This window comes from Ochrobactrum sp. A-1 (assembly GCF_022488005.1).
Classification (GTDB): Bacteria; Pseudomonadota; Alphaproteobacteria; order Rhizobiales; family Rhizobiaceae; genus Brucella.
In genome coordinates, this window is sequence record NZ_JAKVQC010000007.1 from 461,660 (window position 1) to 487,631 (window position 25,972).

The following is a 25,972-nucleotide window of genomic DNA, read 5'->3' on the forward strand; positions in this document are numbered from 1 at the left end:
TTCGGCAACGGTTGCGCGGAGCTGGCCTTCAAAGATCGGCGCGCATTCTGACTTTCTCGACAGTCCTTCCGAAACTCTCCGACCACTCGCCCCCTTGCCAGTTTATCTGGAAACCGGCCTTTTTATAAAGATTGATCGCAGGCAGATTATCCGCATGTGTGCCAATCAGTGCTACATCAAAACCATCAAGCAGAATTTGCGCCATCAGGGTATCAAGAAGCTGCCTGCCAATTCCCTGCCCATGATACCGTGGATCGACCCATAAATCGGAAATGTAATTGCTTTGGGGCACCCTGGCGCTCCAGCCTGCAAGTGCTCCGGCCCTTTCGGCAGCCCAAACACCGTCCGCATTTTCTTGGAGATCGCCCTGGAACTTGGCTTCCAACGCTTTTTGGCTTTCCGCGCTCAGTTCAATATCGCGAGCCGCAATACGCCAGGCCCTGACCGCTAATGCGGACATAGAAACAAATTCGCCGGGGAAACCCCGGCGAATAAAAAGTTCGGTTTCTACCACCACTTTGCCGGAGAAAACCGTCCGGCAGCCTGTTCAATAGCGTGAGCTGCCTGGAACAAAGTTTCTTCCTCGAACGGGCGTCCGATAAGCTGAAGGCCGAGCGGCAGGCCTTTGTCATTGATACCGGCAGGTACGGCAATGCCCGGAAGACCGGCCATGTTGACCGTTACCGTGAAGATGTCGTTGAGATACATCTTGACCGGATCGTTGGCGAGATCCTCATCGGCAAGACCAAAGGCAGCTGAAGGCGTTGCTGGCGTCAGGATCGCATGTACGCCCTTGGCGAATACGTCTTCAAAGTCCTTCTTGATCAGCGTACGTACTTTCTGCGCACGCAGATAATAGGCATCGTAGTAGCCTGCCGACAGAACATAGGTGCCGATCATGATACGACGCTTTACTTCCTTGCCGAAGCCAGCTGCTCGGGTCTGTTCGTACATATCGGCAATGTCCTTGCCGGGTACACGCAGACCGTAACGCACGCCATCATAACGGGCGAGATTTGAAGAGGCTTCCGCCGGTGCCACGATGTAATAAGCGGGCAGCGCATATTTCGTGTGTGGCAGCGAAATATCGACAATCTCAGCACCGGCATCCTTCAGATACTGGATACCCTTCTGCCAAAGCTCCTCAATCTCATCCGGCATGCCATCAACGCGATATTCCTTCGGAATGCCAATCTTCATGCCCTTGAGCGACTTACCGATCGCAGCTTCATAATCCGGAATAGGCAGATCGACCGATGTGGTATCCTTCAGATCAAGTGAAGCCATGGATTTCAACAGGATAGCCGCATCACGCACGTCGCGGGCAATCGGTCCTGCCTGATCGAGCGACGAAGCGAAGGCAACCGTGCCCCAGCGCGAAACGCGGCCATAGGTCGGCTTGATACCAACCGTGCCGGTGAAGGCTGCGGGCTGGCGGATCGAACCGCCGGTATCAGTTGCGGTGGCGCCGGCGCAAAGCTGTGCGGCAACAGCGGCAGCCGAACCGCCCGACGAACCACCCGGCACCAGATCCGCGTTGGAACCATTGGCGCGCCAAGGGTTTTTGACCGAACCGTAATAGGAGGTTTCGTTGGACGAGCCCATGGCGAACTCATCCATGTTGAGCTTGCCGAGCATAACTGCACCATCAGCCCACAGATTGGCTGTGACGGTTGACTCATATTCAGGCTTGAAGCCATCGAGAATGTGGGAGCAGGCTTGCGTATGTACGCCCTTGGTGGCAAACAGGTCCTTCACGCCGAGCGGAATGCCTTCCAGTGCACCCGCTTCACCCTTGGCAATACGCTCATCCGAAGCCTTGGCCATCGAGCGCGCCTGATCGTGAGTCACTTTCACGTAAGCATTGATCGCGTCATTCGCGGAATCGATAGCGGAAAGATAGGCGTCGGTGAGTTCGGTCGCGGTGATGGCTTTGGCCTTCAGCTTGTCGCGCGCCTCGGCAATGGTCAATGCGGTCAGTTCGCTCATCGTCAAATCCTGTCAGTGCGCCTCAACGAGACGCTTTTCAAAAAAGGCGCTGTATTCGGAATCCGGATAGTCCAGAACCACACCGCAGCGCGTAAAACCTGAATTCTCATAAAGCCGCCATGCACTGGCAAAACCGGGTCCCGTGCCCGTTTCGAGTACAAGGCGGGAAATGCCATTCGCCCTTGCCTGATCGACAATCGCACCCACCAGAACCGAACCAACGCGCTTTCCGCGCACTTCCGGAAGGGTGAACATGCGCTTCACCTCGCCGACACCATCTTCGTGCATCTTCAAGGCACCGCAGCCGACAGCCTTGCCGCCTTCATCGCGCGCCACGAAGACCGTCGTATCTGGCCCCGCCATCTGCTCAACCGTCATTTTGAACTGGAATTCCAGCGGTGACAGCGGTAGAAGATGCGCATTCAGGCCTTCGACCAACGCGCGCACATCGTCCTGCAAGGGGGTCTCGATCGAAACCCGAATGGCCATAACCTACTCCACGACCTTTGGTACGACGAAGAAATTGTCTTCCGTAACCGGTGCATTTGCCACCACCGCAGCAGCAATGCCACCATCCGTTACCTTGTCCTGGCGCATGCGCATGTCCATCGGCGTAACGGAAGTCATAGGCTCGATACCATCGACATTGACTTCATTCAGTTGCTCGACGAAGCCCAGAATAGCATTAAGTTCGCCAGTCATGCGTTCCGCATCGTCATCACTGACGGCAATGCGTGCCAGATGCGCGACGCGCTTGACGGTAGAAATATCGACGGACATCCTGTTCTCCGCAAATGCTAGATCGGGCGGCGAACGGCCACCCTGAAAAGTTTTCCTACCGGCTATAACGGCGCGATTGTTGAAGCGCAACAATTCTTGCACTTCAACAGGCCATTAGAAGCTGTGAACCGTTCCTGCACGATCGGTCAGCACCTTGGCTTCCCGATGATCGGTCATTCCGGCCACGAACTTGTCCGCCGTCTGATCAATGATCGGGAACGAGCCATAATGGCACGGCAGTATGGTGCTGAAGTTGAAATAACGCTGGCATGCGAGAGCTGCAACCGCACCACCCATTGTGAAACGATCACCAATGGGAACAATTCCTATCTCAGGCTGATGAAGCTCGTTGATAAGCCCCATGTCCGAGAAGATATCCGTGTCACCCATGTGATAGAGCGTTGGCGCATCCTCGAAATGGAACACCAGACCATTCGGATTGCCCAGCGCCTGCGAGACGCCGTTTTCCGTCAGCATTGCCGAGGAGTGGAGCGCATTAACGAAGGTAACGGTGAACCCGTCATGCGCCACCGTGCCACCCGTATTGCCAGGATCGAGCTTTTCCACGCCCTGACTGCCAAGCCAGCTTGCAAGATCAGCGTTGGCGATGACTGTCGCGCCATGTTCTTTGGCGATTGCTACTGTGTCGCCGACATGGTCGCCGTGACCGTGGGTCAGCGCAATATGGGTTACGCCTTTGGTTGCTTCTTTGAAATCGATGCCCTTCGCACCGGGATTACCGTTCAGAAACGGATCGATGAGAATAACGGCCTTTGCGGTTTCGATGCGAAACGCCGCATGGCCAAGCCAGGTAAGTTTCATCAAGTCTCTCCTCAATCTTTGTTTCCGGCTCGATTTCCGGTTTGCGAACAGATATGACGCCGATAAAGTTGAAGGCAATATGAAACCACTTCAAAATCCTATGAGGTCCAATGGCTGTCGTTGAAATCGAGGAAATTCCAGCGCTGCTTCAGTCCGGGCAGACGATTGCCGGACTGGATCTGGGAACCAAGACTATCGGCCTTGCAGTGTCTGATCTCGGTCTTTCCTTCGCGCATCCGCGCCCCGTTATCAAACGGGTGAAGTTTTCCATCGACGCACAGATTCTTCTGAAAGCGCTCGACGCCGACAAGGTCGGCGTTATCGTCATCGGCTTGCCTGTGAATATGGACGGAACGTCCGGTCCCCGCGTTCAGGCTACACGGGCATTTGTGCGCACCATGCAGCCACTGACCGAGCTGCCCTTCGTTTTCTGGGATGAACGCCTGTCGACCGTCGCTGCGGAACGAGCGCTGATCGGCATGGATGTCTCACGCAGCAAGCGGGCCGAACGCATCGATTCGGCTGCAGCATCCTTCATTCTTCAAGGTGCGCTCGACCGCCTGCACAGCATCAGGCGGTCGGCATCAGATAATTATGACGCCGGATAAAGCTGATCGAGAATCCGTTCGGCATTATGGCGCGCATCCAGCATGCCATAGGTCGAACGCCACTGGCCGCCAAGACGGGTCTCGATAAACGCATCGGCCACATCGTCAGCCCCAAGCTGGCGCAATTCCGCTGCTGCTGCAGCATAGGCCAGTTGCTCGGTCAGAAGGCGCGCAACACCCGGATCGGTTTCGGTTAACTGCAATGCGGCGCGCAGCACATCGAGCGTCCCTTGCCCGCGTGGACCAAGCTGTCCGCCAATCCATTCCAGCACTTCATCGAAAAGACCCGGCGCACGGGACAGCACACGCGCCACGTCCAACGCCATGACATTGCCGGAACCTTCCCATATCGCATTGACCGGGGCTTCGCGATAGGCACGTGCAAGATTGCCTTCCTCAATGTAGCCATTGCCACCAAGGCACTCCATAGCTTCATAGAGTAACGCGGGCGCGATCTTGCACACCCAATATTTCACCACCGGCGTCATGCAGCGGGCAAAAGCAGCCTCGGCACGATCACTCGCAGCCATGTCGAAAGCACGTGCCAGCCGCATGGAAAGCGCAGTCGCACCCGCAACATCAAGCGCCATGTCGGCAAGAACGCGCTGCATCAATGGCTGCTCGACAAGAGCCTTGCCGAATACCTGACGATGACGGCTATGGTGCACGGCTTCGGCGAGGCCTGAACGCATCAGTCCGGCCGATGCGACAGCGCAATCGAGGCGCGTCAGCGTCACCATATCCATGATGGTCTTGACGCCCTCGCCTGGATTGCCGATCAGATGACCGACCGCACCATCGAATTCAACTTCCGATGAGGCATTGGACTTGTTGCCGAGCTTGTCTTTCAGGCGCTGGAAAAAGAACCCGTTCCCGCTTCCCTCTGAAGTGAGGCGCGGGAGCAGAAAACAGGAAAGGCCTTCTTCCGCCTGCGCGAGTGTCAGAAAAGCATCCGACATCGGCGCTGACATGAACCATTTATGGCCGATGACGGCATAGGTACCATCGTCATTGCGTGTCGCGCGCGTCGTATTGGCGCGCACATCGGTTCCGCCCTGCTTCTCGGTCATGCCCATGCCAAGCGTAATGCCCTGCTTGGCGAAAGCGGGTTTCTGTGAAAAATCGTATTTGCGCGATAGGATGACCGGCGACCATTCCTTGTAGATTTCCGGCGATGCCATAAGTGCTGCGAGCGACGCGCTTGTCATGGTAAGCGGACAAAGATGCCCCGCCTCAAGCTGTGCGGTCAGGAAAAAGCGCGATGCACGTGCCTGATGACGGCGGCCAGTTTCGAGCGGATTGCCTTCCCAGATTGAGCAATGCAGGCCCGCTGCGATGGAACGGCGCATCAGCGCATGATAGGCCGGATGATATTCGACAAGGTCGATACGCTTGCCCTGCCGATCGTGCGTGCGCAATTTCGGTAGTTCGGTATTGGCGAGACGTGCAAGGTCCTGTGCTTCAGCCGACAAAACAAAACGGCCCGTCTGTTCCAGATCGGCATGCAGTTCCTTCGGGAAACGCGCCGCAATCTGCATCAGAAGCGGATCGCCCAGATAGGCATTGTTGCCCGTCATGGGCGGCGTCTGGTTGGTAACGTCGTGCGTTTTCAAAAGCTCGTTCCGTATTGTGCGATTCAACTTAACTTAGGTTTCTTGCATTGCATTTGCTAAAATTTTGCCATCCCGAACGCAATTTGTCGTCAGGACAGCACAGGTTTTTCTTGGTGAATCGCCGAAGCCATTATAAGGACGGTTGCGGGACCTGTCTCATGGTCCTATACGGGTGACTTGCCATGACAAATCAAACGGTCCCTCCGCTTTTCCCTCACCGCCACCTGCTGGGCATCAAGGGGCTTTCGCCTCTGGACATTCTCTGCGTTCTTGATCTTGCCGATCAGGAAATCGCTGTTTCCAGACAGCCCGAGAAGAAAAAGTCCGTGCTACGCGGTCGCACGCAAATCAATCTCTTCTTCGAAGCATCGACACGAACGCAATCGTCGTTCGAACTGGCCGGAAAACGGCTCGGCGCCGACGTCATGAATATGTCGGTCGGCAATTCGTCGGTCAAGAAAGGCGAAACGCTCATCGATACGGCGATGACGCTGAACGCCATGCAGCCGGATATATTGGTTATCCGTCACGCTTCGGCAGGTGCCGCTGCCCTTCTCGCGCAGAAAGTCGGCTGCTCGGTCGTAAACGCCGGTGACGGCGCACACGAACACCCCACACAGGCACTTCTCGATGCACTAACCATCCGCCGCGCCAAAGGCCAGATTGAAAACCTGATAGTCGCCATTTGCGGCGATGTGCTGCATTCCCGTGTGGCACGCTCCAACATTCTTCTTCTCAACGCGCTTGGCGCGCGGGTGCGCGTGGTCGCGCCGTCCACGCTTCTGCCTTCTGGCATGGCCGATATGAGCGTCGAAGTCTTCAATTCGATGGAAGAAGGCTTGAAAGACGCCGATGTGGTCATGATGCTGCGCCTTCAGCGCGAGCGTATGGCCGGTTCATTCGTGCCTTCGGTACGCGAATATTTCCGGTTCTACGGCCTCGATAAAGAAAAGCTCAAAGTCGCCAAGCCAGACGCGCTCGTCATGCATCCCGGCCCGATGAACCGCGGCGTTGAAATCGCGTCCGACGTTGCCGACGGGCCGCAGAGTGTGATCCAGCAACAGGTGGAAATGGGCGTTGCCGTACGCATGGCCGTGATGGAAGCACTGCTCGATCCGCGCCGCAATCCCAGCAACGGAGAAGCAGCATGAGCGCGATCCTGTTTGAAAACGCGCGCATCGTCGATCCGTCGCGCGGTCTCGATGAAACCGGTAGTTTGCTGATCCAAGATGGCAAGATTGTTGCCGCCGGTCCGGACGTCAGAAATCAAGGCGCGCCGGAAGGGGCGCAAATCATCGACCTGAATGGCAAGGCAGTATTGCCAGGCCTCGTGGATGCGCGCGTCTTCGTCGGCGAGCCCGGCGCCGAACATCGCGAAACCATTGCCTCGGCAAGCCGCGCGGCAGCCGCTGGCGGCGTAACTTCCATCATCATGATGCCCGACACCGATCCTGTGATCGATGACGTGGCTCTGGTGGAATTTGTCAAACGCACGGCGCGTGACACGGCTGTCGTCAACGTGCACCCGGCTGCGGCGATCACCAAAGGTCTGCATGGCGAGGAAATGACCGAAATCGGTCTGCTGCGCGATGCCGGGGCGGTCGCCTTCACGGAAGGCAGACAGACAATCGCCAACACGCAGCTCATGCGGCGCGCGCTGACCTATGCTCGCGACTTCGATGCCGTGATTGCCTGCGAAACCCGTGATCCTTATCTCGGTGCCACCGGCGTGATGAACGAAGGCCTGTTTGCGAGCTGGCTTGGTCTTTCCGGCAGTCCGCGTGAAGCGGAAGTGATTCCGCTGGAACGCGATCTGCGTCTAGCAGCGCTAACCAACAGCAACTATCATGCCGCACAGCTTTCCTGCGAAATGTCGGCAGAAGCCGTGCGTCGTTCGAAGGACCTTGGTGCCAAGGTAACGGCAGGCGTGTCGATCAACCATTTGTCGCTCAATGAAAACGACATTGGAGAGTTCCGCACGTTTTTCCGGCTTTCGCCGCCTTTGCGCAGCGAACAGGATCGCCTTGCGATGGTAGAGGCCGTGAAAAACGGCACTATTGATATCGTTGTTTCTGCTCACGATCCGCAGGATGTCGATACCAAGCGCCTGCCTTTCTCGGATGCTGAAGCTGGCGCCATCGGCCTGGAAACATTGCTGGGGGCCGCACTGCGCCTCTATCACAATGACAGCATTCCGCTGCTGCGTCTGGTTGAAGTGCTATCAACATCTCCAGCTCGTATTTTCGGCCTTGATGCAGGTACTCTCAAACCGGGCGCCAGAGCAGATATCGCCATTGTCGATCTGGATGAGCCCTGGATCGTGCGTGAAGAAGAGCTGCACTCGCTGTCCAAGAACAGTTGCTTTGAAAGTGCTCGCTTTCAAGGTCGCGTCGTCCACACCTTAGTGGCTGGCAAAACCGTTTACTCGGCTTGAAAAACACCGCATAACCCGGAACAATCATCCGAAAATTCCGGGTGGGCGGAATCAAAAAACAAGGGGACGTTCATGGCCGAAGCGGGATTCCTTAGCTTGACGCTCATGGGAGCGCTCGTCTTCGGTTATTTTCTTGGCTCCATTCCGTTTGGTTTGATCCTGACCCGGTTCGCCGGGTTGGGTGATGTCCGGTCCATCGGCTCGGGCAATATCGGCGCAACGAATGTGCTGCGCACCGGTAACAAGAAGCTTGCCGCTGCGACGCTGATTTTTGACATGCTCAAAGGCACCGTCGCCGTTCTCGTCGCTTCACGCTACGGGCCGGATGCCGCCATTGGCGCTGGCTTCGGTGCCTTCATTGGCCATCTCTTTCCGGTATGGATCGGCTTCAAGGGCGGCAAGGGCGTCGCCACCTATCTGGGCGTTCTTATCGGTCTTGCATGGCCCGGTGCGCTCGTCTTCGCTGCCGTCTGGATCGTGACGGCACTCCTGACGCGTTATTCTTCCCTTGCAGCACTTATCGCCAGCATCGTTGTTCCCATTGCGCTCTATTCGCGGGGATATCCAGCAATCGCAGTGCTCTTTGCGATCATGACGGTCATCGTTATCTTCAAGCATAAGGCCAATATTACGCGCCTCTTGAACGGTACCGAGAGCAAGATCGGAGCCAAGGGATGAAGGAAAGCGCGAATTCGAAAACTGGAATTCGCCTCTCTGATCGCCAGCGGCTCAACTGGCTACGCCTCATCCGAACCGCCAATATCGGTCCTGTCACGTTTCGCGATCTGATTCTGTTTTGTGGCTCAGCTTCAAGCGCAATAGAAATGCTGCCTGATCTCAATATCAGAGGCGGCAGTGTCCGTCCGATCCGCGTTGCGTCCATGAACGACGCTGAACGCGAGCTTGAAGCTATTGAACGCGCCGGTGCCCGTCTTGTCGGCATGGGCGAGCCGGATTATCCGCAACAGCTCAGAAACTGTGAAGCCCCACCGCCCTTGGTAACAGTCAAGGGAAATGCAGCCGTTTTCCGCAAGCCCCCCATTGCAATTGTCGGTTCGCGCAATGCTTCGGTGATTGGCGCGCGTTTTACCGAGCGCCTGGCACATGATCTTGGCGAGGCAGGATTTGCTGTGATTTCCGGGCTTGCCCGCGGTATTGATGCCGCTGCGCACCGTGCAAGCCTGAAAACAGGCACAGTAGCAGTACTTGCAGGCGGACTTGACCGTCCCTATCCACCGGAGAACCTTCCCCTCTATCGGGCCATACCGGAACAGGGCGGCGCGCTCATAAGTGAAATGCCGATGGGCGCGGAGCCGCGCTCGCGTGATTTTCCGCGCCGCAATCGGATTATTGCTGGCTTGTCGCTCGGACTGATCGTCGTTGAAGCAGCCGAGCGTTCTGGCTCGCTTATCAGCGCGCGTATGGCAGGAGACATGGGACGCACCGTGTTTGCCGTTCCAGGCTCTCCGCTTGATCCCCGTGCACGCGGTACAAACCTGCTTCTGAAACAAGGTGCGACACCGGTTACAGAAGCGAACGACATCATCGAGGCACTCAGGCCGCTGGCTGGCTCAATCACCTGTCAGACAGATACACTGGCACAGCCCGATCTTTTGTCTCCAGCAATGGAAGAACCGGAATCATTTCAACCGATTGCAACGGAAGAGCAACGAGACATCGTCATCGATGCGCTCGGTCCTGTGCCGACAGACGTCGACACGCTCGTTCGTCATACAGGTATGGATACCGGGGCCGTTCATCTGATTTTGCTGGAACTGGATCTGGCCGGACGGCTACATCGATATGCTGGCAATCAGGTCGCTTTGGTTCCTCTGGAATTACGAGGTTAGGTCTCGGACTCATTCTGAAGAGCTTCTCGAGCCTCTACATGAGCCATCTCAATCATATAGGCCAGCAACACATAATTCGTATTTTTCGCCATCATACTAAGCTGTTCGAGCATCTGCTCGATATATGTTACCGTCTCGAAGCGAGTCGCGGTTTCCACACCCTCACCGTCTTCCGTATCTGGAAAACTGGCCGTATCGTTCATACCTATCTCCTCGCGAGATAACTGATTTCCCCGCACTCTATGCTACTACTGGTTTCGCTCAACTTAACAGCAATTTTAAGTTGTATTTCGTTATTTTTGTCGTCCTGCTCTTGACCAAACGCTGCCTGCTGTTCATGTGAAGGCAACGAATTTCTCGCGGAGAGGAGATATTTTGTCTCCATGGGGCGCGAATCTGGGCTGCTTTAAATGAACGTCGTCGTTGTCGAATCGCCTGCCAAGGCCAGAACCATCAATAAGTATCTGGGCTCGAACTATAAGGTTCTGGCCTCGTTCGGTCATGTGCGAGACCTGCCAGCTAAAGATGGCTCGGTTCGCCCTGATGAAGACTTTGCAATGTCGTGGGAGGTGGATAGCAATTCCTCCAAACGTCTTGCCGATATTGTCAAAGCGCTGAAAGACAGCGACGGCATCATTCTCGCAACCGACCCGGATCGCGAAGGTGAAGCCATCTCGTGGCATGTGCTTGAAGTGCTCAATCAGAAAAAGGCGCTCAAGGGCAAGACGGTCAAGCGTGTGGCTTTCAATGCCATCACCAAAAAGGCTGTTCTCGATGCTATCGCCAATCCGCGCGACATCGACGAACCTCTGGTCGACGCTTATCTTGCGCGCCGTGCGCTCGACTACCTTGTCGGTTTTACACTCTCACCTGTTCTGTGGCGGAAACTGCCGGGCGCGCGCTCGGCTGGTCGTGTGCAATCAGTGGCCCTGCGTCTCGTCGCTGATCGCGAATCCGAGATCGAATGCTTCATCCGTGAGGAATACTGGAACATCGCGGCGCTGTTGAAGACACCACGCGATGACAGTTTCACTGCCCGCCTCACTGCCGTTGACGGCAAGAAGCTCGGCAAACTCGATATCAAGAATGGCGAACAGGCAACGGCCATTCGCACCATGCTGGAAGGCGCAAGCTTCAAGGCTCTTTCCGTCGAGGCAAAGCCGACCAAACGCAATCCGGGACCGCCGTTCACCACCTCGACTCTACAGCAGGCAGCGTCTGGCCAACTCGGTTTTTCTGCCTCGCGCACCATGCAGGTGGCGCAGCGGCTTTATGAAGGTGTCGATATTGGCGGCGAAACTGCCGGTTTGATCACCTATATGCGTACCGACGGTGTGCAGATTGCTCCAGAAGCAATCAATGCAGCCCGTGACGCCATCGGCAAAAGCTTCGGTGCAAAATATGTGCCGGAAAAGCCGCGCTATTATTCCAGCAAGGCCAAGAACGCACAGGAAGCGCACGAAGCCATCCGCCCGACGGATTTTTCTCGTCACCCGAAGGATGTGCGTCGATACCTCGATGAGGATCAGGCGCGGCTCTATGAGTTGATCTGGAAACGCGCCATTGCCAGCCAGATGCAGGCTGCCGATATCGAACGCACTACCGTCGATATCGAGGCTGTCAACGGCTCGCGTTCAGCCATGCTGCGCGCCAACGGCTCGGTCACGAAGTTCGATGGCTTCCTCGCTGCCTATATGGATCATCGCGAGGAAGAGGACGACGACGAGGATAGTGCAAAGCTGCCGGAAATTCGCTCTGGTGAAGCTCTGACACGCGAGAAGATCGATGCGACCCAGCATTCGACCGAACCGCCACCGCGCTATTCGGAAGCTTCGCTCATCAAGAAGATGGAAGAACTCGGCATCGGTCGTCCTTCGACCTATGCTGCGACGCTGGCCACGCTGCGTGATCGCGAATACATCACGATAGACAAGCGCAAGCTTATTCCAGAACCAAAGGGGCGTCTGGTCACCGCCTTCCTCGAAAGCTTCTTCGAGCGTTATGTGGAGTATGATTTCACGGCAGACCTTGAGGAAAAGCTCGATCTTATTTCAGATGGCAAGCTTTCCTGGAAAGATGTTCTGCGCGATTTCTGGCGCGATTTCTCCGGTAATGTCGATGACATCAAGGAGTTGCGTGTCACCAATGTTCTCGATGCGCTGAACGAAGAACTGGCGCCGCTGGTCTTCCCTGCACGTGAAGACGGCAGTGATCCGCGTTCGTGTCCGACCTGCGGCACAGGAATGCTGTCGTTGAAGCTTGGCAAATACGGCGCATTCGTCGGCTGCTCCAACTATCCGGAATGCAAATATACGCGCCAGCTCGGCGGTGACGCCAATGGCGAATCTGCAGCTGCTGACGAACCAAAATCACTCGGTAAGGACCCATTCACCGGGGAGGAAATCACCGCACGGACTGGTCGTTTCGGTCCCTATGTCCAGCGCGGCGAGGGCAAGGAAGCAAAGCGTGCCAGCCTCCCTAAAGGCTGGACCGTCGATTCACTCGACCACGAGAAAGCCGTTGCGCTACTGTCTCTGCCGCGTGACATCGGTCAGCATCCAGAAACCGGCAAGATGATCTCCGCCGGCATCGGTCGCTATGGGCCCTATGTCAGCCATGACGGGACATTTGCCAATCTGGAGAATGCCGAAGAAGTCTTTTCCGTCGGCCTCAATCGCGCTGTGTCCGTTCTGGCCGACAAACAGTCGAAGGGCGGCGGTCGTGGCCGCTCCACACCGGCTGCATTGGCGACGCTTGGCGACCATCCGGAAGGCGGTACGATCACCGTTCGCGACGGTCGCTACGGGCCTTATGTCAACTGGGGCAAGGTCAACGCCACTTTGCCGAAAGGCAAGGACCCGGCGAGTGTCACGCTGGAAGAAGCACTGCAGCTGATTACGGAAAAGGCTGGTTCTTCCAAGAGCAAGAAAGCCCCTGCCCGCAAAGCTTCGGCCAGCGCTGAAAAGAAAGCCTCTGCAAAGAAACCCGCGGCCAAAAAGGCACCAGCAAAGGCCAAGTCGACAGCCAAGCCGAAAGCCAAGTCCAAGGCCGAGGCGGTAGAGGAGTAGCAATTGGCACGCCGTTTTTCCAAATCCGATACCGGTCGATCCGCACGGACCGAACGGCGTGCAGCCAGAGCAAAATCTGCCGATGGAAGGAGCGATCCCAATGCGTTCCTGCCAAGCCGCGAGGAAGTTCTCAAATATATTGAGGAGAACCCCGACCACGCAGGCAAGCGCGAATTGGCGAAAGCATTCAACATCAAGGGGGATGCTCGGGTCTATCTGAAAGACCTCCTGCGCGAGCTCTCCGACGAGGGCCTGGTCGAAAAACGCGCCCGCAAATTGTCTCGTCCTGGTGCGCTGCCTGCAGTTACCGTGCTTGATATCACTGGGCGCGACGAGGATGGCGGTTTACTGGCACGTCCATCGGAGTGGGATGAAGCCGGTTATGGCAAGCCTCCCGTCGTCCTGATCCGCCGCACCCGGCTGAACAAGGCCTCCGAAGGCGGTCCGGCTGTTGGCGTGGGTGACCGCGTTCTGGCAAAAATATTCCGCAATGAAGATCGTGACGGACCGGATTATACCGCTCGCGTGATGAAGCGCCTCGAACACCGCACAAATGCGGTGCTGGGCATTGTGCGCAAGCTTGGCAATGGTGAATGGCGCCTTGATCCGGTAAACCGAAAGCAGCCGGAAGTGCAGCTTGATCCGGCACAGCTCGAAAATGCCGAAGCAGGCGATCTTGTTGAAGTCGACCTGATCTCCTCGCGTCGTCAGGGATTGCCGCGCGGCAAGGTTCGACAAGTGGTCGGGTCTATCGACAGCGAAAAAGCCCTGTCGATGATTGCCATTCACGAGCATGAAATTCCGCATGTTTTTCCGGCGGAAGCGCTGAACGAGGCGGAAGCCGCCCAGCCTGCGACGATGGACGGCAGGGAAGACTGGCGCGATATTCCGCTCCTGACCATCGATCCGGCTGATGCCAAGGATCATGATGATGCGGTTTACGCCGAGCCGGACAAGGACCCAGAGAATCCAGGCGGTCAGATTGTCATCGTGGCTATAGCGGACGTCGCCGCCTATGTTCACCCAGATTCCGCGCTTGATCGCGAAGCACAGAAGCGCGGTAACTCGGTCTATTTCCCGGACAGGGTCGTGCCGATGCTGCCCGAACGGATTTCGAACAATCTCTGTTCGCTTCGTGAACTTGAAGATCGCCCCGCTCTTGCCGTTCGTATGATTTTTGCTTCTGATGGTCGCAAGAAATCGCACAAATTCCATCGCATCATGATGAAATCGGCGGCGAAACTCAGCTATTCGCAAGCGCAGGCTGCCATTGACGGCGCGCCGGATGACAAGGCCCAGCCTATTCTCGACGGGATATTGAAACCGTTATGGAACGCCTATGCCGCGCTGAAGCGCGGGCGCGATTCCCGCGAACCGCTGGAACTCGACCTGCCGGAAAAGAAAATTTTGCTCACGCCTGATGGGAAGGTGGACAAGGTCATCGTTCCGGAACGGCTCGATGCGCATAAGCTCATCGAAGAATTCATGATTCAGGCGAATGTCGCTGCCGCAGAAACATTGGAAGCGCGCCGCCAGCCGTTGATTTTCCGCATTCATGATGCACCGGCGCTTGCCAAGCAGGAAACCCTACGCGAGTTCCTGCGCACGCTTGATCTGAACCTTGCCAAGGGTGCGGAACTGCAGCCCGCTCAGTTCAACCGGATTCTTGAAGCCGTTGAAGGCTCGGATCATCAAGAACTGGTCAATCAGGTCGTGCTGCGCACACAAAGCCAGGCGGAATATAGCCCCGATAACATCGGACATTTTGGTCTGCATCTGAGCCGCTATGCGCATTTCACCTCGCCGATCCGCCGTTATGCCGACCTCATCGTACACCGCGCTCTGATCAAAGCGCTGAACCTTGGAAGTGATGGACTAACGACAGAGGAGGAAGCGCATCTCGAAGAAATCTCCGCGCTCATCTCCTCGACCGAACGTCGCGCCATGCTGGCCGAGCGTGAAACCGTCGACCGTCTCATTGCACATTTTCTCGCCGCACATCTTGGAGATGAATATGAGGGGCGCGTTACGGGCGTAACGCGGGCCGGTCTTTTCGTGAACCTTGCGACATATGGCGCGGATGGGCTGGTACCCATTTCAACTTTAGGTCATGAATACTATTTATATGACGAAGCGAACCATGCGATTGCCGGTGAACGGAGCGGTAAAGGCTTCCGGCTTGGTGATACAGTGACGGTTCGGCTTGTAGAAGCGCTCCCCGTTGCGGGCGCGCTTCGTTTTGAGATGGTTTCGGAACCGCATCCTCTGCCAATGGCGACCCGCTCGCATCATAAGGCAAGCCGGACGATGCGTGGGCGAAGGGGTAAACCCGCGGGTATTCCGCGTCAGAATAGAAGAGGTCGCTGATGAGCACGCTAGAGGCCAATTCCGCGCAAAATGTACAGGTTTTCGGTGGCGAAAACCCCAAGGCCACTCACCCGAAACGCCCTTTGGGTGAAGCGATGTGGCGCGGTTTTCGCGGACGTTGCCCGCATTGCGGTGAAGGAAAGCTTTTTCGTTCGTTTGTGAAACCAGTTGCGCAATGTTCCGTGTGTGGCGAAGACTACACAGAACAACGTGCCGATGATCTTCCTGCGTACCTCACTATTTTGATCGTGGGACACGTGATTGTAGGCGCGTTCATGGGCGTGGAAGCAACCACCAATCTGCCACTCTGGGCTCATATGGCGATATGGGGACCGTTGACCGTGATTATGTCGCTGCTGCTTCTTCAACCTATGAAGGGCGCGACCATCGGCCTGCAATGGGCGCTCTACATGCATGGCTTCGGGGGTAAAGGCGAAGGTGAATATGGCGATGTGACCTGAAGGTCACCATAAACGCCATGGTTCAGCTCCCCCACTCTTCAGTCAAAGCCGCAAAAGCATTGCGTCCGCGTGACGCAGCATCCCTATTGCTTGTAGACAGGTCGGGCGGCAAGCCGCGTGTTCTCATGGGCAGACGCCACGCCAGCCTTGCGTTCATGCCCGGCAAGTTTGTTTTTCCTGGCGGACGCGCCGATCCCGTAGACGGCGCTATCGCGGCTACGGCTGAACTGAATAATAATGATATTGCCAAGCTGCTCGCAGGCATGGGGGCCCGTGCATCGCTGCGCCGCGCCCGTGCACTCGGCCTATGCGCCATCCGCGAAACCTTTGAAGAGACTGGCCTTCGCATCGGGCAAGCTACTTCGGCTCCGATTGCATTACCCACACATCGCGACTGGTCAGCCTTCCTTGATAACGGCGTGATGCCAGCCTTGAACAGCCTGCGCTATTTTGCCCGTGCGGTCACGCCGCCGGACAATGTTCGCCGTTTCGATACCCGCTTTTTTATCGCATTTCGCGATCATATACCGGAGCTGGACGGGCAATCACTCGTTCCCAGTGGCGAATTGGAAGATCTGGACTGGGTTTCCATCGATCAAATCGATAAACTCGATGTCGCTCATATAACTCAGGCTATCCTGAAAGAAGCCCGCGTGCTTCTGTCGGATACCAAACATGAACTGCCTTCCACCTTGCCAGTGGTGCAATATTGCAAGCGGCACGGCCGCTTTGTTCGCGAAGTGATCTGAAACCTATGAATAAAGAAATCCAACCCGCCGATCTTGTCCCGCAAGAACCAGGCGGTGGGCCGGCAGAGGGCCAGATGCACTGGCGCTCGCTTGCTGCAGCCATAGCCACGATCAGCGCGGTTGGCGCCGCAATCGGCTTGGGTATCCCGCTTCTAAGCGTTCTCCTGGAAAGTCGTGGTCACTCCGCAAGCCTGATCGGCGCCAATACGGCCGTCGCAGGCCTGGCATCCATCGTTGCCGCTCCGCTGGCCGCTCCTATCGCCGCGCGGTTGGGCGTGGTCAAGGCGATATTCCTTATGTTGATTATCGGAAGCGGAGCCTTTCTCGGTTTCCACTTCTTTCAACCGCTGTGGGCTTGGTTCGCGCTACGCATCGTTTTGCATTTCGCATTGACCGTGCTTTTCGTTCTGTCCGAATACTGGATCAACGCGTCCGCGCCACCTGAAAAGCGTGGGCTGGTGCTCGGAATCTATTCCACTTCGCTTTCGCTGGGCTTCGCACTCGGACCTTGGCTGTTCTCGAAGATCGGCAGCACGGGTGGACTGCCATTCTATGTCGGCTTCGTCATTATCATGATCGCCCTCATACCGGTTGCATTTGCGTGGCGGGATAGCCCCGATTTTGAGGAGGGAGAACACGTCCCCTTCCTGCCCTTCATTTTTGCCGTTCCAACCGCGACCATGGCCGTCTTTGTCTTTGGTGCTGTGGAAACCGGTGGCTTTGCCCTCTTTCCAGTCTTCGGTGCGCGTATTGGTTATCCGGAAGCCGATGCGGCTCTTCTGCTTACAATGATAGGCCTTGGCAACGTGCTGATGCAGATTCCATTAGGCCTTGTCAGCGATCGCATTTCGGATCGCCGCAAACTTCTGCTCTTCTGCGCGACAACGGGCCTGATAGGTATGATCGCCCTGCCCTATCTCATGCAGCACTGGTATCTCATGGCGGCAATCCTGTTCCTTTGGGGTGGCGTCGTGGCTGGGCTCTACACAATCGGCCTTGCTCATCTCGGTTCTGAACTGACAGGGCGCGAACTGGCATCCGCCAATGCTGCCTTTGTGTTCTGCTATGCCATCGGCATGCTTGCAGGACCGCAGGCCGTTGGCGTCGGCATGGACATGCTGGGGCCGAAGGGATTCCCGATGACTCTCGGCGTGTTTTTTGCCGCATATGCACTCTTTGCGGCGGGAAGGCTGCTTTTACGGAAGAAGCGGGCTTGACTTTTCGCCGCCAATACGTAGTGTCGCGCCAAATTTCCGCTGCCGGATGAGATTACCGGAATCGCTGGAGGTTTCCATCCATTGAGCATGATCCCGAAGATTGGGAACCGGTTTTCGGCAAGATCATGCTCCGGCAAAGATACAGAGCAGGTAATTCGATATGGCCAAGGCTACGACGATCAAGATCAAGCTTTTGTCGACCGCTGACACCGGCTTCTTCTACGTAACGAAGAAGAACAGCCGCACGATGACGGAAAAGATGACAAAGACCAAGTACGACCCGATTGCGCGCAAGCACGTCGAGTTCAAGGAAACGAAGATCAAGTAATTCGTTTCCGGTCGTCATCGACAAGACGATTGAAATAAAAAGCCGTCTCTCATGAGACGGCTTTTTTGTTTCCAACCTTGATTCAATCTTCAGGCGGCTGACGAGACGATACGGTTACGGCCAGCTTTCTTCGCCTGATAAAGCGCCGCATCCGTCCTGGAGAAAAGCGCGTCAGCGCTATCCCCCACCAGTCTCAGCCCTGCGATCCCCATGCTGATGGTCAGATTGACCTTGTGCTTGCCGTTGGCGACCGCGAAAGGCGTGTCCGACACTGCAATCCGAATCCGCTCGGCAACAGCCCTAGCGGCCTCTACATCGCTGTCTGGCAGCACCACGACAAATTCCTCTCCGCCGTAGCGACACATGAGATCCATCCCACGGATATTCTTGCGCAGACGCGTCGCAAACTCACGAAGAACATCGTCACCGGCATCATGCCCGTATTGGTCATTGATCCGTTTGAAATGATCGAAGTCGAGCATGATGACGGACAATGGCCGCTCGCGCCCCATAGCGCGGGTTAGCAGAACAGACATATGCGTATCGAGATAACGGCGGTTATGCAGCCCTGTGAGGCTATCCGTAACCGCCATGGTGATGGTGCGGTTGAGGCTTTGTCGCAAAAGGTCGTTGTAGCACTTCCGTTTGATCTGGGTTCGCAAGCGCGCAAACAGCTCCAGCTTCTCAAGCGGGCGCATCAGATAGTCATTTACGCCAAGCTCCAGCGCACGCACCACGAGCGCACCCTCATCTTCCCGTACAACGAGAATGATCGGCACCAGTCTTGTGCGCTCTATGGTCCGCAATTGTGAACACAGACGAAGCGGATCGTAATAAGTAAAACTAGCTGAAACGACGATACTGTCGTAATCCGTATCTATCGCCCGGATCAAAGCGGTGTTGGCATCGCTGGCTACATCGACACGATAGGTCTCCCCTAGAATGAGACGAAGGCGCGCCGCCGCGAGCTCATCTTCATCAACAACGAGAATGCGGGCCACCTCATCTTTATCCGCATAATTCCCGCCTATCTTGCTTGCCAGCAGCGTTTCCACCTCCGCATCCGCAACTGTACCCGTCCGCTGAAAAAGTTCGTCAGAGACCAGTTTTAGCCGCGCCAGGCTCTTCACACGTGACAATAGCTGAAGATCGCTGACCGGCTTCGACAAAAAGTCGTCAGCACCCGCTTCTAGGCCCCGAATCTTGTCCTCGGCGCTATTGAGCGACGTCACCATGACAACAGGAATATTGGATGTCCGGGGATCGTCCTTCAGGCGACGACATACTTCGAAGCCGTCCATCTCCGGCATCAGTATGTCGAGGAGGACAACGTCAATCTGCCCACCCAGGCAAAGCTCGATGGCTTCAGGACCGCTATAAGCCGTCACAACCTCATAATATTCGGAGAGCAGCCTTGCCTCGAGGAGCTTTACATTGGAATCCACATCGTCAACGACGAGAATTCGTGCAGTCATGATGCCCCTCGCCCTAATTTCCGCTAAGCGTCGCCCAGATAGGATTTGATAGTTTCGATAAAACGAGGCACCGATATCGGCTTGGATATATAGGCTTCGCAGCCACCTTGCCGAATGCGTTCCTCGTCCCCCTTCATGGCAAATGCCGTTACCGCAATAACCGGAATGTGTCGTAACTCGTCATCATCCTTCAGCCATTTTGTGACTTCCAGCCCCGACACCTCGGGAAGTTGTATGTCCATGAGAATCAAATCAGGTCGATGTTCGCGCGCAAGGTCGAGCGCCTCGAGCCCGTTTCGCGTTCGAATGGTCTCATATCCGCTGGCTTCGATAAGATCGCGAAACAACTTCATATTGAGTTCGTTGTCTTCGACAATCATCACGCTTTTCGGCATCGAAAATTCCTTGGTCCTATTCCCTGCAGCAACCCGGCATTTGCTCGATTTTCTTATCCGCCAGAAAGTCCCCACTTCTTAGACTGCGGATAGTTTAACCTCATTTCATTGATGAAAGGCAAATAATTCCATTGTTCCTCGACTAAGCGGCAGTTACACATTCGGCAAAGCAACAGAAAAAACGGAGAAACCACATGAAAACGCTGATGAGCCAAGCGGATGCGGAAGCGATCGCTATCGAAGCGTTGGCATGGCTGGCGCAAGACAAGGATCTGCTGCCTCGCTTCCTCGCTCTAACGGGCATTGAGGCCGCGTCAATCAGGCAGGCAGCACGTGAACCCGGCTTTCTAGCCGGTGTATTACAGTTTTTTCTGACACATGAGCCGACACTACTGCGCTACTGCGAAGACGCAGGACGTGACCCAACAACAATCGAAAAAGCTCTGGCGTATTTGCCTGGGGGGCTAAACCAGCATCTCTAGCTCCGCGCCCCGATCAATTGTACTAAAAGCCCGGGTTCCCGGGCTTTTTATTGATTATTCAGCGGCAGGATGTGCCACAGCCTCCTTAGCTTCGTTCGAAACAGACAACACGTTCAGCTCATGTTGCTTGCCGTCGCGTGCCGTCCAGGAGATTGACTGGCCAGGTGCAAGGCCGATCAGGGCTGTGCCAATCGGCGTCAGAATTGAGATTTTGCCTTGTGCAATATCTGCCTCGCCCGGATACACCAATGTCACCCGGCGTTCTTGCCCGTCATTGGAACGAAACTCAACCGTAGAACCCATGTGAATAACATTTTGCGGCAAGCGCTTCGCGGGTACGACTTTCGCGCGGTCAAGTTCAACCATCAATTCCTCGGCGATCTCCTCGAGACGTTCCGAAACATTGGTGGCCAGCCCCATCAGGCGTTCATAGTCGATTTCGCTGACAACGATATTGGGCTTCTTGCGATTCTTTCCGCTCATGGCGAGTGCTCACTGCTGTTGAAAGGTAATAAGTCTCCGCGCTGTTTGGGCACGAAGCTGTTCAGATTGATTTTGGCGAAAGCGCTTATTTGAAATCCGCTGTTGGACAAGCGGCGTACCGTCCCCCGGAGTCCCCCTGCGCTAGGCAGAACTCGAGGGTAGCTATCCCGTGATCGGATGGACCCGATGGAGTATGGATGCAAAACGGTTGTTCATGATGCTAAACTTGGTGATATTCCCGGCAATGTCAAGTGTAAGACCAATCGCATCATATATCCCGGTGGCACTCCAACCTTTCGATGTTATAAAAGGATGTTCCTTTTATGTTCATCAGACGGTTCGTCCTCATGGTTGACACCATTGCAACTAACAATCCGGAAAAAGGTGTATGCCGCGATTGCCTTGCACCGCAGAAATCGGACACAGGCAAGCGATGCCATGCATGTGGTAGCCCTCGCCTTCTGCGCCATAAAGAGCTTTATAAGCTCTCTCTCGCACATATTGATTGCGACGCTTTTTACGCGTCCGTTGAAAAGCGGGACAATCCGGAGCTGCGGGACAAACCACTCATAATTGGCGGCGGAAAACGCGGTGTTGTATCAACCGCCTGCTACCTCGCTCGTATTCACGGCGTCCGATCTGCCATGCCTATGTTCAAGGCGCTTGAAGCATGTCCTGACGCCGTCGTCATCAAGCCCAATATGGAAAAATACGTTCGCGTTGGCCGCGAAATACGGCAGATGATGCGCGATCTGACGCCACTCGTCGAACCTCTGTCAATTGACGAAGCTTTTCTTGACCTGAGTGGTACAGAACGCCTGCATAAGGCGCCACCTGCCACCGTTCTCGCCCGATTTGCCAAGCGAGTAGAAGACGAAGTTGGAATCTCGGCATCCATAGGGCTCTCTTATTGCAAATTTTTGGCGAAGGTCGCATCCGATATCGAAAAGCCGCGGGGATTTTCTGTCGTCGGCGAAGCAGAAGCGCTAACTTTTCTGCGGGATCGACCGGTCAACGCCATCTGGGGCGTCGGCAAAGCCTTTGCAGCCAAGCTGGAAAGCGACGGTATTCGATTTATTGGCCAACTACAGACGATGGAAGAAGGAGCCCTTATGAAGGCCTATGGCACTATGGGCCAGCGTCTCTATCGTTTATCCAGGGGCTTGGACGGCCGCAGGGTCGAGCCAGATCACGACATGAAAAGCGTTTCAGCAGAGACGACATTTAATAACGACCTGTCGGAAGCAAACGATCTTGTTCCGATTCTTCGCGCGCTTTCAGAAAAAGTCTCGCGGCGGCTGAAAGCAGGTGGAATAGCCGGGCGCATTGTAGTTCTGAAGCTGAAGACACATGATTTCAAATCGCGTACGCGCAATCGGCAGCTTTCCGATCCGACCCAGCTTGCAGACAGAATATTCCGTCAAGGAGTACAACTCCTTGAAAGGGAGCTGGATGGAACACGGTTTCGACTGCTTGGGATTGGAGTTAGCGAACTTTCCTCAAGTGAGCGCGCCGACCCGCCTGATCTTGTGGATACGCAGGCAACCAAACGCGCCGTCGCCGAAAATGCCGTCGACCAGCTGCGTAACAAGTTTGGCGTAAATGCTGTCGAAACAGGCTACACTTTCTCTAGAGGCAATCTGGCGCGCCCTCAGATGCCGCCAGATCGAGACGAGCAGCCGTGAACCACAAGGATGCGAATAAACCCCTGTAGAAATTTTCTACATTTGGCTCTAACCGCTTGACGAGGCCGATCTGTATCAATAATGGAACGGGCCAAGGCGTTGCCAACTGATTTGGCGATAGCTTTACGGAAGGCCTCGTGGCGGAGTGGTTACGCAGAGGACTGCAAATCCTTGCACCCCGGTTCGATTCCGGGCGAGGCCTCCAAATTTTCCATAATAAAATCAACTGGTTATAGAGATTCGAGCTTATATTGATGTGGCTAGCCGTGTCGCATCTCGTTGCAAGCCGATTCCCATAAATTGTAAAGTACGCCTGCTACGCTGGAGCAGAACAATGGTTGTTATTGCATTTGACGCAGTAGACAAATCCGATTGCTCTCGTACTATGGTACGCACATGACCATTAAAACGCTATTGGAAGATCACGAGGTTCTGTCCAATTAGGTCACACTTATAGGCACGACCAAGAGCCGCAGCTACCTTATTCGAGGCGCTTCATACAACTATCAAATTAGTTGAATAAGCATATGAGCGCAGACTGCTAGCACAAACGCCGCAGCGAATCCGGATTCGAGACGAAAATACCAAGGCATCGTTCACTCTCCAATTATGGTTAACAAACAAATAACCAACGCGTGGAGAACGATTTGGTTCAATACGCACTAGCAAGAGTGAACCTGCATTCACGTAGAGATCATCACGGATGAAAGATATTCTGCGGTTTGCAACTGATCTATAGCAGGCGAATTGGTATAGTGTGGTCAATGACTTCCCAAGGCAACGATCCACGGGCTGGGGCTATATCCTGACACTGGAACGCTTCGTTTAGTCAACAGGGTCCTCAGATTATCAAACCCACAGGAACGCTGCGGCAGATGGAATTCTGTACTAAATTCAGAACAAGCCTTTGCTTAGCCGCTCGCGCCACCCAGCCGCCTCACCCGCCACAATCAAGCACCCCGCTCTTGCCTACGCCAAAGGATGCGCCCGCTCTCCCCGCTTGGCTGATTGACGCAGAATCGAAACGTTGAACTTTCTGAAGACGAAGTCTGTCTTTACATGGACTATATAACAGCGGAGACTGAACGCACTCGAGGTCGCCAAGCTCCCTCGTTCCCGCCTTTGTTGCCAAGCCACGGCTTGAGAACGATTATGCGGCACTGCGCACAAATACATCGCCCCGCGCAAGCGTTGATCCGTACCCTTATTGGTCCCGTAGCTCAGTTGGACAGAACAACGGTCTTCTAAGCCGATGGTCGGTGGTTCGAATCCTGCCGAGATCGCCAAGTTACTACGATCTCGCTAACCCTCGCCTTTCACCAAGGCAAGGAAACCAAAACTCGAAGATAACTCGCGTGGTGACCACGGGTATCTAATGATTATCAAGGCACCACGACTGATGCTGATTCGGTCGCAATTCAGATCTAATCGCTTGGCTCTTTAAGAGCGCTAAGAAAAACGGGTAAGGAAAAATGGAGCTACTATCGCGAAATCATTTTCGCTAAACAAGACAGCTACTTACAAGAAGTAGATGGCTCCCCGGGCCGGATTCGAACCAGCGACCAACCGGTTAACAGCCGGTTGCTCTACCGCTGAGCTACCGGGGAACAGGTGCTCGCTGCGTCAGCGAGGTGGCGTATAGCAAAAGGATTTCGTGTTTGCAAAGGGCTAAATCCATTTTTTTTCATCTTTTTGCATTATGTCCTCGAAACCCTATATTCTCTGGGATGTTTTTCTCCTGTGAATTGTAACATACCAGTCTAAGAGATGCGCCTGTGAGTGATCAATACGCCGAAACACCTCGAAAAAAAGCTATCCTGATTCTCGGTAGGCGAATCCCTATCCCGCAAACGGTCGCGATGCGTCGCATGCTTGGCGGTTCACTGGTTATCGGCGGTTCGCTTGGTTTTCTTCCGATTCTCGGTTTCTGGATGCTCCCACTCGGACTCATCGTCCTTTCACACGACTCTCACCGCGTTCGCCGTTGGCGTCGCAGAAGTGAAGTTCACATTTGGCGCAAATGGATCAAACGAAAATCAAGTAATAATTATATTGAGTAAATATTATTTGATAAAAATCATAACTATGCCAAAAATCATTGAGTATATAATGATTTATCCTTTTAAATTTTACCTCCTCAGTTCACCGGGCGTCAGCTGACGATGCTTCCGTAAGGCTGTCGTTAAATGACTTTGGCTGGAAAAATTCAAATGACGCGCAATCTCGCTTATTGGCATTGATGTCTCTTTAAGGCACCGCTCAGCCTCATCGAGCCTCAGCCCCAGCAGATACTGATGAGGCGTCTGCCCAAAACTGACTCGAAAACACGTTGAAAAATGCCCTGCTGAAATTCCTAAGAATGCGGCCATATCAGGAACCGAAAGAGATCTACGAAGATTCTGGTTGAGATAAATTTCGATCTGTTGGCGCGCCAGCTTGCTTAACCCGGCTTTACTATCGATTAAAATGCGATCGTTCCGCACGCCGCGCGCTATCGTGTGCATCAGAACCAAGCTGAGAGCATTCAGATAGGATTTGTCGTGTCCGTCGCGCTGGCAAATTTCATCCCAGATCATATGGGATATTGGTAGGCACTCTTTGCATAACGATCTTAAAACGCTCCCATTGTCATCAACTCTTCCGAAGAATGAATTTTCCAGAAGGAAGTCCTGCAGAACCCACCCATCAAGTTGCCCGATTATTATTTCCACCGGCTCGGACCAGTTGATTGATAAATCCGTCGAAGCCGGAATGATGAAAACGGTTCCGGCTGAACAGCTAGACGTTTCATCCGTCGGCACAGAAGAGAACCATCTTAGGTTGCGCGCATATTCTCGAAGGATAATGATCGTCGTCTCATTTCCGCGATATGTCGCTAGTCCGATCGGGGTGGTAGTGCATGTCAAACCGCACCTCGTCACACTCCTCTGTGCATCCATAGAGCCCTCCCCTAAAATTCCTGTTTTGCTGAAACAATCAACGACAATCAATCGCTAAGCCCTTCATCACTTCAGTCGAACCACCTGAAAACGAAAACTAAAAACCCGCAACTCCCATAAAATTTTTGCAATTGTTCCATCGCTTTTTGCTTATCTAGAAATACACTGCACCCAAGTTCAAAGGCTGCACTTTTATACAATCTATACGTGTATTTTTGATTTGCAAT

Annotated in this window: 25 protein-coding genes and 2 tRNA genes; 15 read left to right on the forward strand and 12 right to left on the reverse strand. The window is 54.8% G+C overall.

Features of this window, described 5'->3' with window-relative positions; genetic code table 11:
* Positions 1-28: 28 nt before the first annotated feature.
* The 5 genes from MKS82_RS20100 to MKS82_RS20120 form a co-directional block, all read right to left on the reverse strand.
* Positions 29-514, reverse strand: a complete 486-nt coding sequence (locus MKS82_RS20100) for a GNAT family N-acetyltransferase (RefSeq protein ID WP_240579198.1) — start codon at positions 512-514, stop codon at positions 29-31.
* Positions 508-1,989, reverse strand: a complete 1,482-nt coding sequence (gene gatA, locus MKS82_RS20105) for an Asp-tRNA(Asn)/Glu-tRNA(Gln) amidotransferase subunit GatA (protein WP_109986580.1) — start codon at positions 1,987-1,989, stop codon at positions 508-510. The genes MKS82_RS20100 and gatA overlap by 7 nt, the downstream gene beginning before the upstream one ends.
* A 12-nt stretch (positions 1,990-2,001) precedes the next feature.
* Positions 2,002-2,478, reverse strand: a complete 477-nt coding sequence (locus tag MKS82_RS20110) for a GNAT family N-acetyltransferase (RefSeq protein ID WP_109986579.1) — start codon at positions 2,476-2,478, stop codon at positions 2,002-2,004.
* 3 nt (positions 2,479-2,481) lie between these two features.
* The gene (gene gatC, locus MKS82_RS20115; protein ID WP_061345755.1) at positions 2,482-2,769 is read right to left on the reverse strand and encodes an Asp-tRNA(Asn)/Glu-tRNA(Gln) amidotransferase subunit GatC; all 288 of its coding nucleotides are present in this window, start codon (positions 2,767-2,769) and stop codon (positions 2,482-2,484) included.
* 114 nt (positions 2,770-2,883) lie between these two features.
* The gene (locus tag MKS82_RS20120) at positions 2,884-3,591 is read right to left on the reverse strand and encodes a metal-dependent hydrolase (protein ID WP_240579199.1); all 708 of its coding nucleotides are present in this window, start codon (positions 3,589-3,591) and stop codon (positions 2,884-2,886) included.
* A 110-nt stretch (positions 3,592-3,701) separates the two neighbouring features.
* Here MKS82_RS20120 and ruvX point away from each other — a divergent pair, with 110 nt between their 5' ends.
* Positions 3,702-4,199, forward strand: a complete 498-nt coding sequence (ruvX, locus tag MKS82_RS20125) for a Holliday junction resolvase RuvX (protein ID WP_109986577.1) — start codon at positions 3,702-3,704, stop codon at positions 4,197-4,199.
* Here the strand turns inward: ruvX and MKS82_RS20130 are convergent.
* Entirely contained in the window at positions 4,184-5,812 is a 1,629-nt protein-coding gene (locus tag MKS82_RS20130) for an acyl-CoA dehydrogenase family protein (RefSeq protein ID WP_109986576.1), read from the reverse strand. The genes ruvX and MKS82_RS20130 overlap by 16 nt on opposite strands.
* A gap of 182 nt (positions 5,813-5,994) precedes the next feature.
* Here MKS82_RS20130 and MKS82_RS20135 point away from each other — a divergent pair, with 182 nt between their 5' ends.
* From MKS82_RS20135 to dprA, 4 genes are all read left to right on the forward strand, one after another.
* A complete protein-coding gene (locus MKS82_RS20135) occupies positions 5,995-6,963 on the forward strand; it encodes an aspartate carbamoyltransferase catalytic subunit (RefSeq protein WP_109986575.1) in 969 nt (322 codons plus the stop codon).
* The gene (locus tag MKS82_RS20140) at positions 6,960-8,246 is read left to right on the forward strand and encodes a dihydroorotase (protein ID WP_109986574.1); all 1,287 of its coding nucleotides are present in this window, start codon (positions 6,960-6,962) and stop codon (positions 8,244-8,246) included. The genes MKS82_RS20135 and MKS82_RS20140 overlap by 4 nt, the downstream gene beginning before the upstream one ends.
* Before the next feature lie 72 nt (positions 8,247-8,318).
* Positions 8,319-8,924, forward strand: a complete 606-nt coding sequence (gene plsY / locus MKS82_RS20145; protein ID WP_109986573.1) for a glycerol-3-phosphate 1-O-acyltransferase PlsY — start codon at positions 8,319-8,321, stop codon at positions 8,922-8,924.
* Positions 8,921-10,096: a DNA-processing protein DprA gene (gene dprA / locus MKS82_RS20150; RefSeq protein WP_240579200.1), complete on the forward strand. Its 1,176-nt coding sequence runs from the start codon at positions 8,921-8,923 to the stop codon at positions 10,094-10,096. Before plsY ends, dprA begins: the two co-directional genes overlap by 4 nt.
* Here the strand turns inward: dprA and MKS82_RS20155 are convergent.
* Positions 10,093-10,299 carry a hypothetical protein gene (locus MKS82_RS20155; RefSeq protein ID WP_109986571.1) on the reverse strand — a complete coding sequence of 69 codons (207 nt, stop codon included), beginning with the start codon at positions 10,297-10,299 and terminating at the stop codon, positions 10,093-10,095. The two genes, dprA and MKS82_RS20155, sit on opposite strands and share 4 nt — an antisense overlap.
* A gap of 207 nt (positions 10,300-10,506) precedes the next feature.
* On the opposite strand from MKS82_RS20155, the gene topA reads away from it, so the two are divergent.
* The 6 genes from topA (at position 10,507) to rpmG (ending at position 18,286) form a co-directional block, all read left to right on the forward strand.
* Positions 10,507-13,164: a type I DNA topoisomerase gene (gene topA, locus MKS82_RS20160; RefSeq protein ID WP_109986570.1), complete on the forward strand. Its 2,658-nt coding sequence runs from the start codon at positions 10,507-10,509 to the stop codon at positions 13,162-13,164.
* A gap of 3 nt (positions 13,165-13,167) precedes the next feature.
* The gene (gene rnr / locus MKS82_RS20165) at positions 13,168-15,531 is read left to right on the forward strand and encodes a ribonuclease R (protein ID WP_109986569.1); all 2,364 of its coding nucleotides are present in this window, start codon (positions 13,168-13,170) and stop codon (positions 15,529-15,531) included.
* Positions 15,531-15,992, forward strand: coding sequence for a DUF983 domain-containing protein (locus MKS82_RS20170; RefSeq protein ID WP_240579201.1), 462 nt, complete (start codon positions 15,531-15,533; stop codon positions 15,990-15,992). Before rnr ends, MKS82_RS20170 begins: the two co-directional genes overlap by 1 nt.
* Positions 15,993-16,009: 17 nt before the next feature.
* A complete protein-coding gene (locus MKS82_RS20175; RefSeq protein WP_181394238.1) occupies positions 16,010-16,741 on the forward strand; it encodes an NUDIX hydrolase in 732 nt (243 codons plus the stop codon).
* A gap of 74 nt (positions 16,742-16,815) precedes the next feature.
* Complete coding sequence (locus MKS82_RS20180; RefSeq protein WP_109986652.1) at positions 16,816-17,958, forward strand: MFS transporter; 1,143 nt, start codon at positions 16,816-16,818, stop codon at positions 17,956-17,958.
* Positions 17,959-18,118: 160 nt separating this feature from the next.
* Positions 18,119-18,286: a 50S ribosomal protein L33 gene (rpmG, locus tag MKS82_RS20185; protein ID WP_002966024.1), complete on the forward strand. Its 168-nt coding sequence runs from the start codon at positions 18,119-18,121 to the stop codon at positions 18,284-18,286.
* 89 nt (positions 18,287-18,375) lie between these two features.
* On the opposite strand, the gene MKS82_RS20190 is transcribed toward rpmG, so the two are convergent.
* Positions 18,376-19,761 carry a PleD family two-component system response regulator gene (locus tag MKS82_RS20190; protein WP_109986566.1) on the reverse strand — a complete coding sequence of 462 codons (1,386 nt, stop codon included), beginning with the start codon at positions 19,759-19,761 and terminating at the stop codon, positions 18,376-18,378.
* A 23-nt stretch (positions 19,762-19,784) separates the two neighbouring features.
* Positions 19,785-20,156 (reverse strand): response regulator, encoded by a 372-nt coding sequence (locus MKS82_RS20195; RefSeq protein ID WP_010658876.1) that lies wholly within the window; start codon positions 20,154-20,156, stop codon positions 19,785-19,787.
* A gap of 194 nt (positions 20,157-20,350) precedes the next feature.
* Between MKS82_RS20195 and MKS82_RS20200 the strand changes: the two genes are divergently transcribed.
* A complete protein-coding gene (locus tag MKS82_RS20200) occupies positions 20,351-20,638 on the forward strand; it encodes a DUF3572 domain-containing protein (protein ID WP_109986565.1) in 288 nt (95 codons plus the stop codon).
* A 54-nt stretch (positions 20,639-20,692) separates the two neighbouring features.
* On the opposite strand, the gene rnk is transcribed toward MKS82_RS20200, so the two are convergent.
* Positions 20,693-21,121, reverse strand: coding sequence for a nucleoside diphosphate kinase regulator (rnk, locus tag MKS82_RS20205; protein WP_109986564.1), 429 nt, complete (start codon positions 21,119-21,121; stop codon positions 20,693-20,695).
* 347 nt (positions 21,122-21,468) lie between these two features.
* On the opposite strand from rnk, the gene MKS82_RS20210 reads away from it, so the two are divergent.
* Both MKS82_RS20210 and MKS82_RS20215 read left to right on the forward strand, forming a co-directional pair.
* Positions 21,469-22,806: a DNA polymerase IV gene (locus tag MKS82_RS20210; RefSeq protein WP_109986651.1), complete on the forward strand. Its 1,338-nt coding sequence runs from the start codon at positions 21,469-21,471 to the stop codon at positions 22,804-22,806.
* 131 nt (positions 22,807-22,937) lie between these two features.
* Positions 22,938-23,011 (forward strand) — tRNA-Cys (locus MKS82_RS20215).
* 1,327 nt (positions 23,012-24,338) lie between these two features.
* Here MKS82_RS20215 and MKS82_RS20220 read toward each other — a convergent pair.
* A tRNA-Asn gene (locus tag MKS82_RS20220) sits at positions 24,339-24,413 on the reverse strand.
* Between the two features lie 168 nt (positions 24,414-24,581).
* Here MKS82_RS20220 and MKS82_RS20225 point away from each other — a divergent pair.
* Entirely contained in the window at positions 24,582-24,866 is a 285-nt protein-coding gene (locus MKS82_RS20225; RefSeq protein ID WP_109986563.1) for a hypothetical protein, read from the forward strand.
* Positions 24,867-24,935: 69 nt separating this feature from the next.
* On the opposite strand, the gene MKS82_RS20230 is transcribed toward MKS82_RS20225, so the two are convergent.
* Positions 24,936-25,745 (reverse strand): helix-turn-helix domain-containing protein, encoded by an 810-nt coding sequence (locus MKS82_RS20230; RefSeq protein WP_109986562.1) that lies wholly within the window; start codon positions 25,743-25,745, stop codon positions 24,936-24,938.
* Between the last annotated feature and the right edge of the window lie 227 nt (positions 25,746-25,972).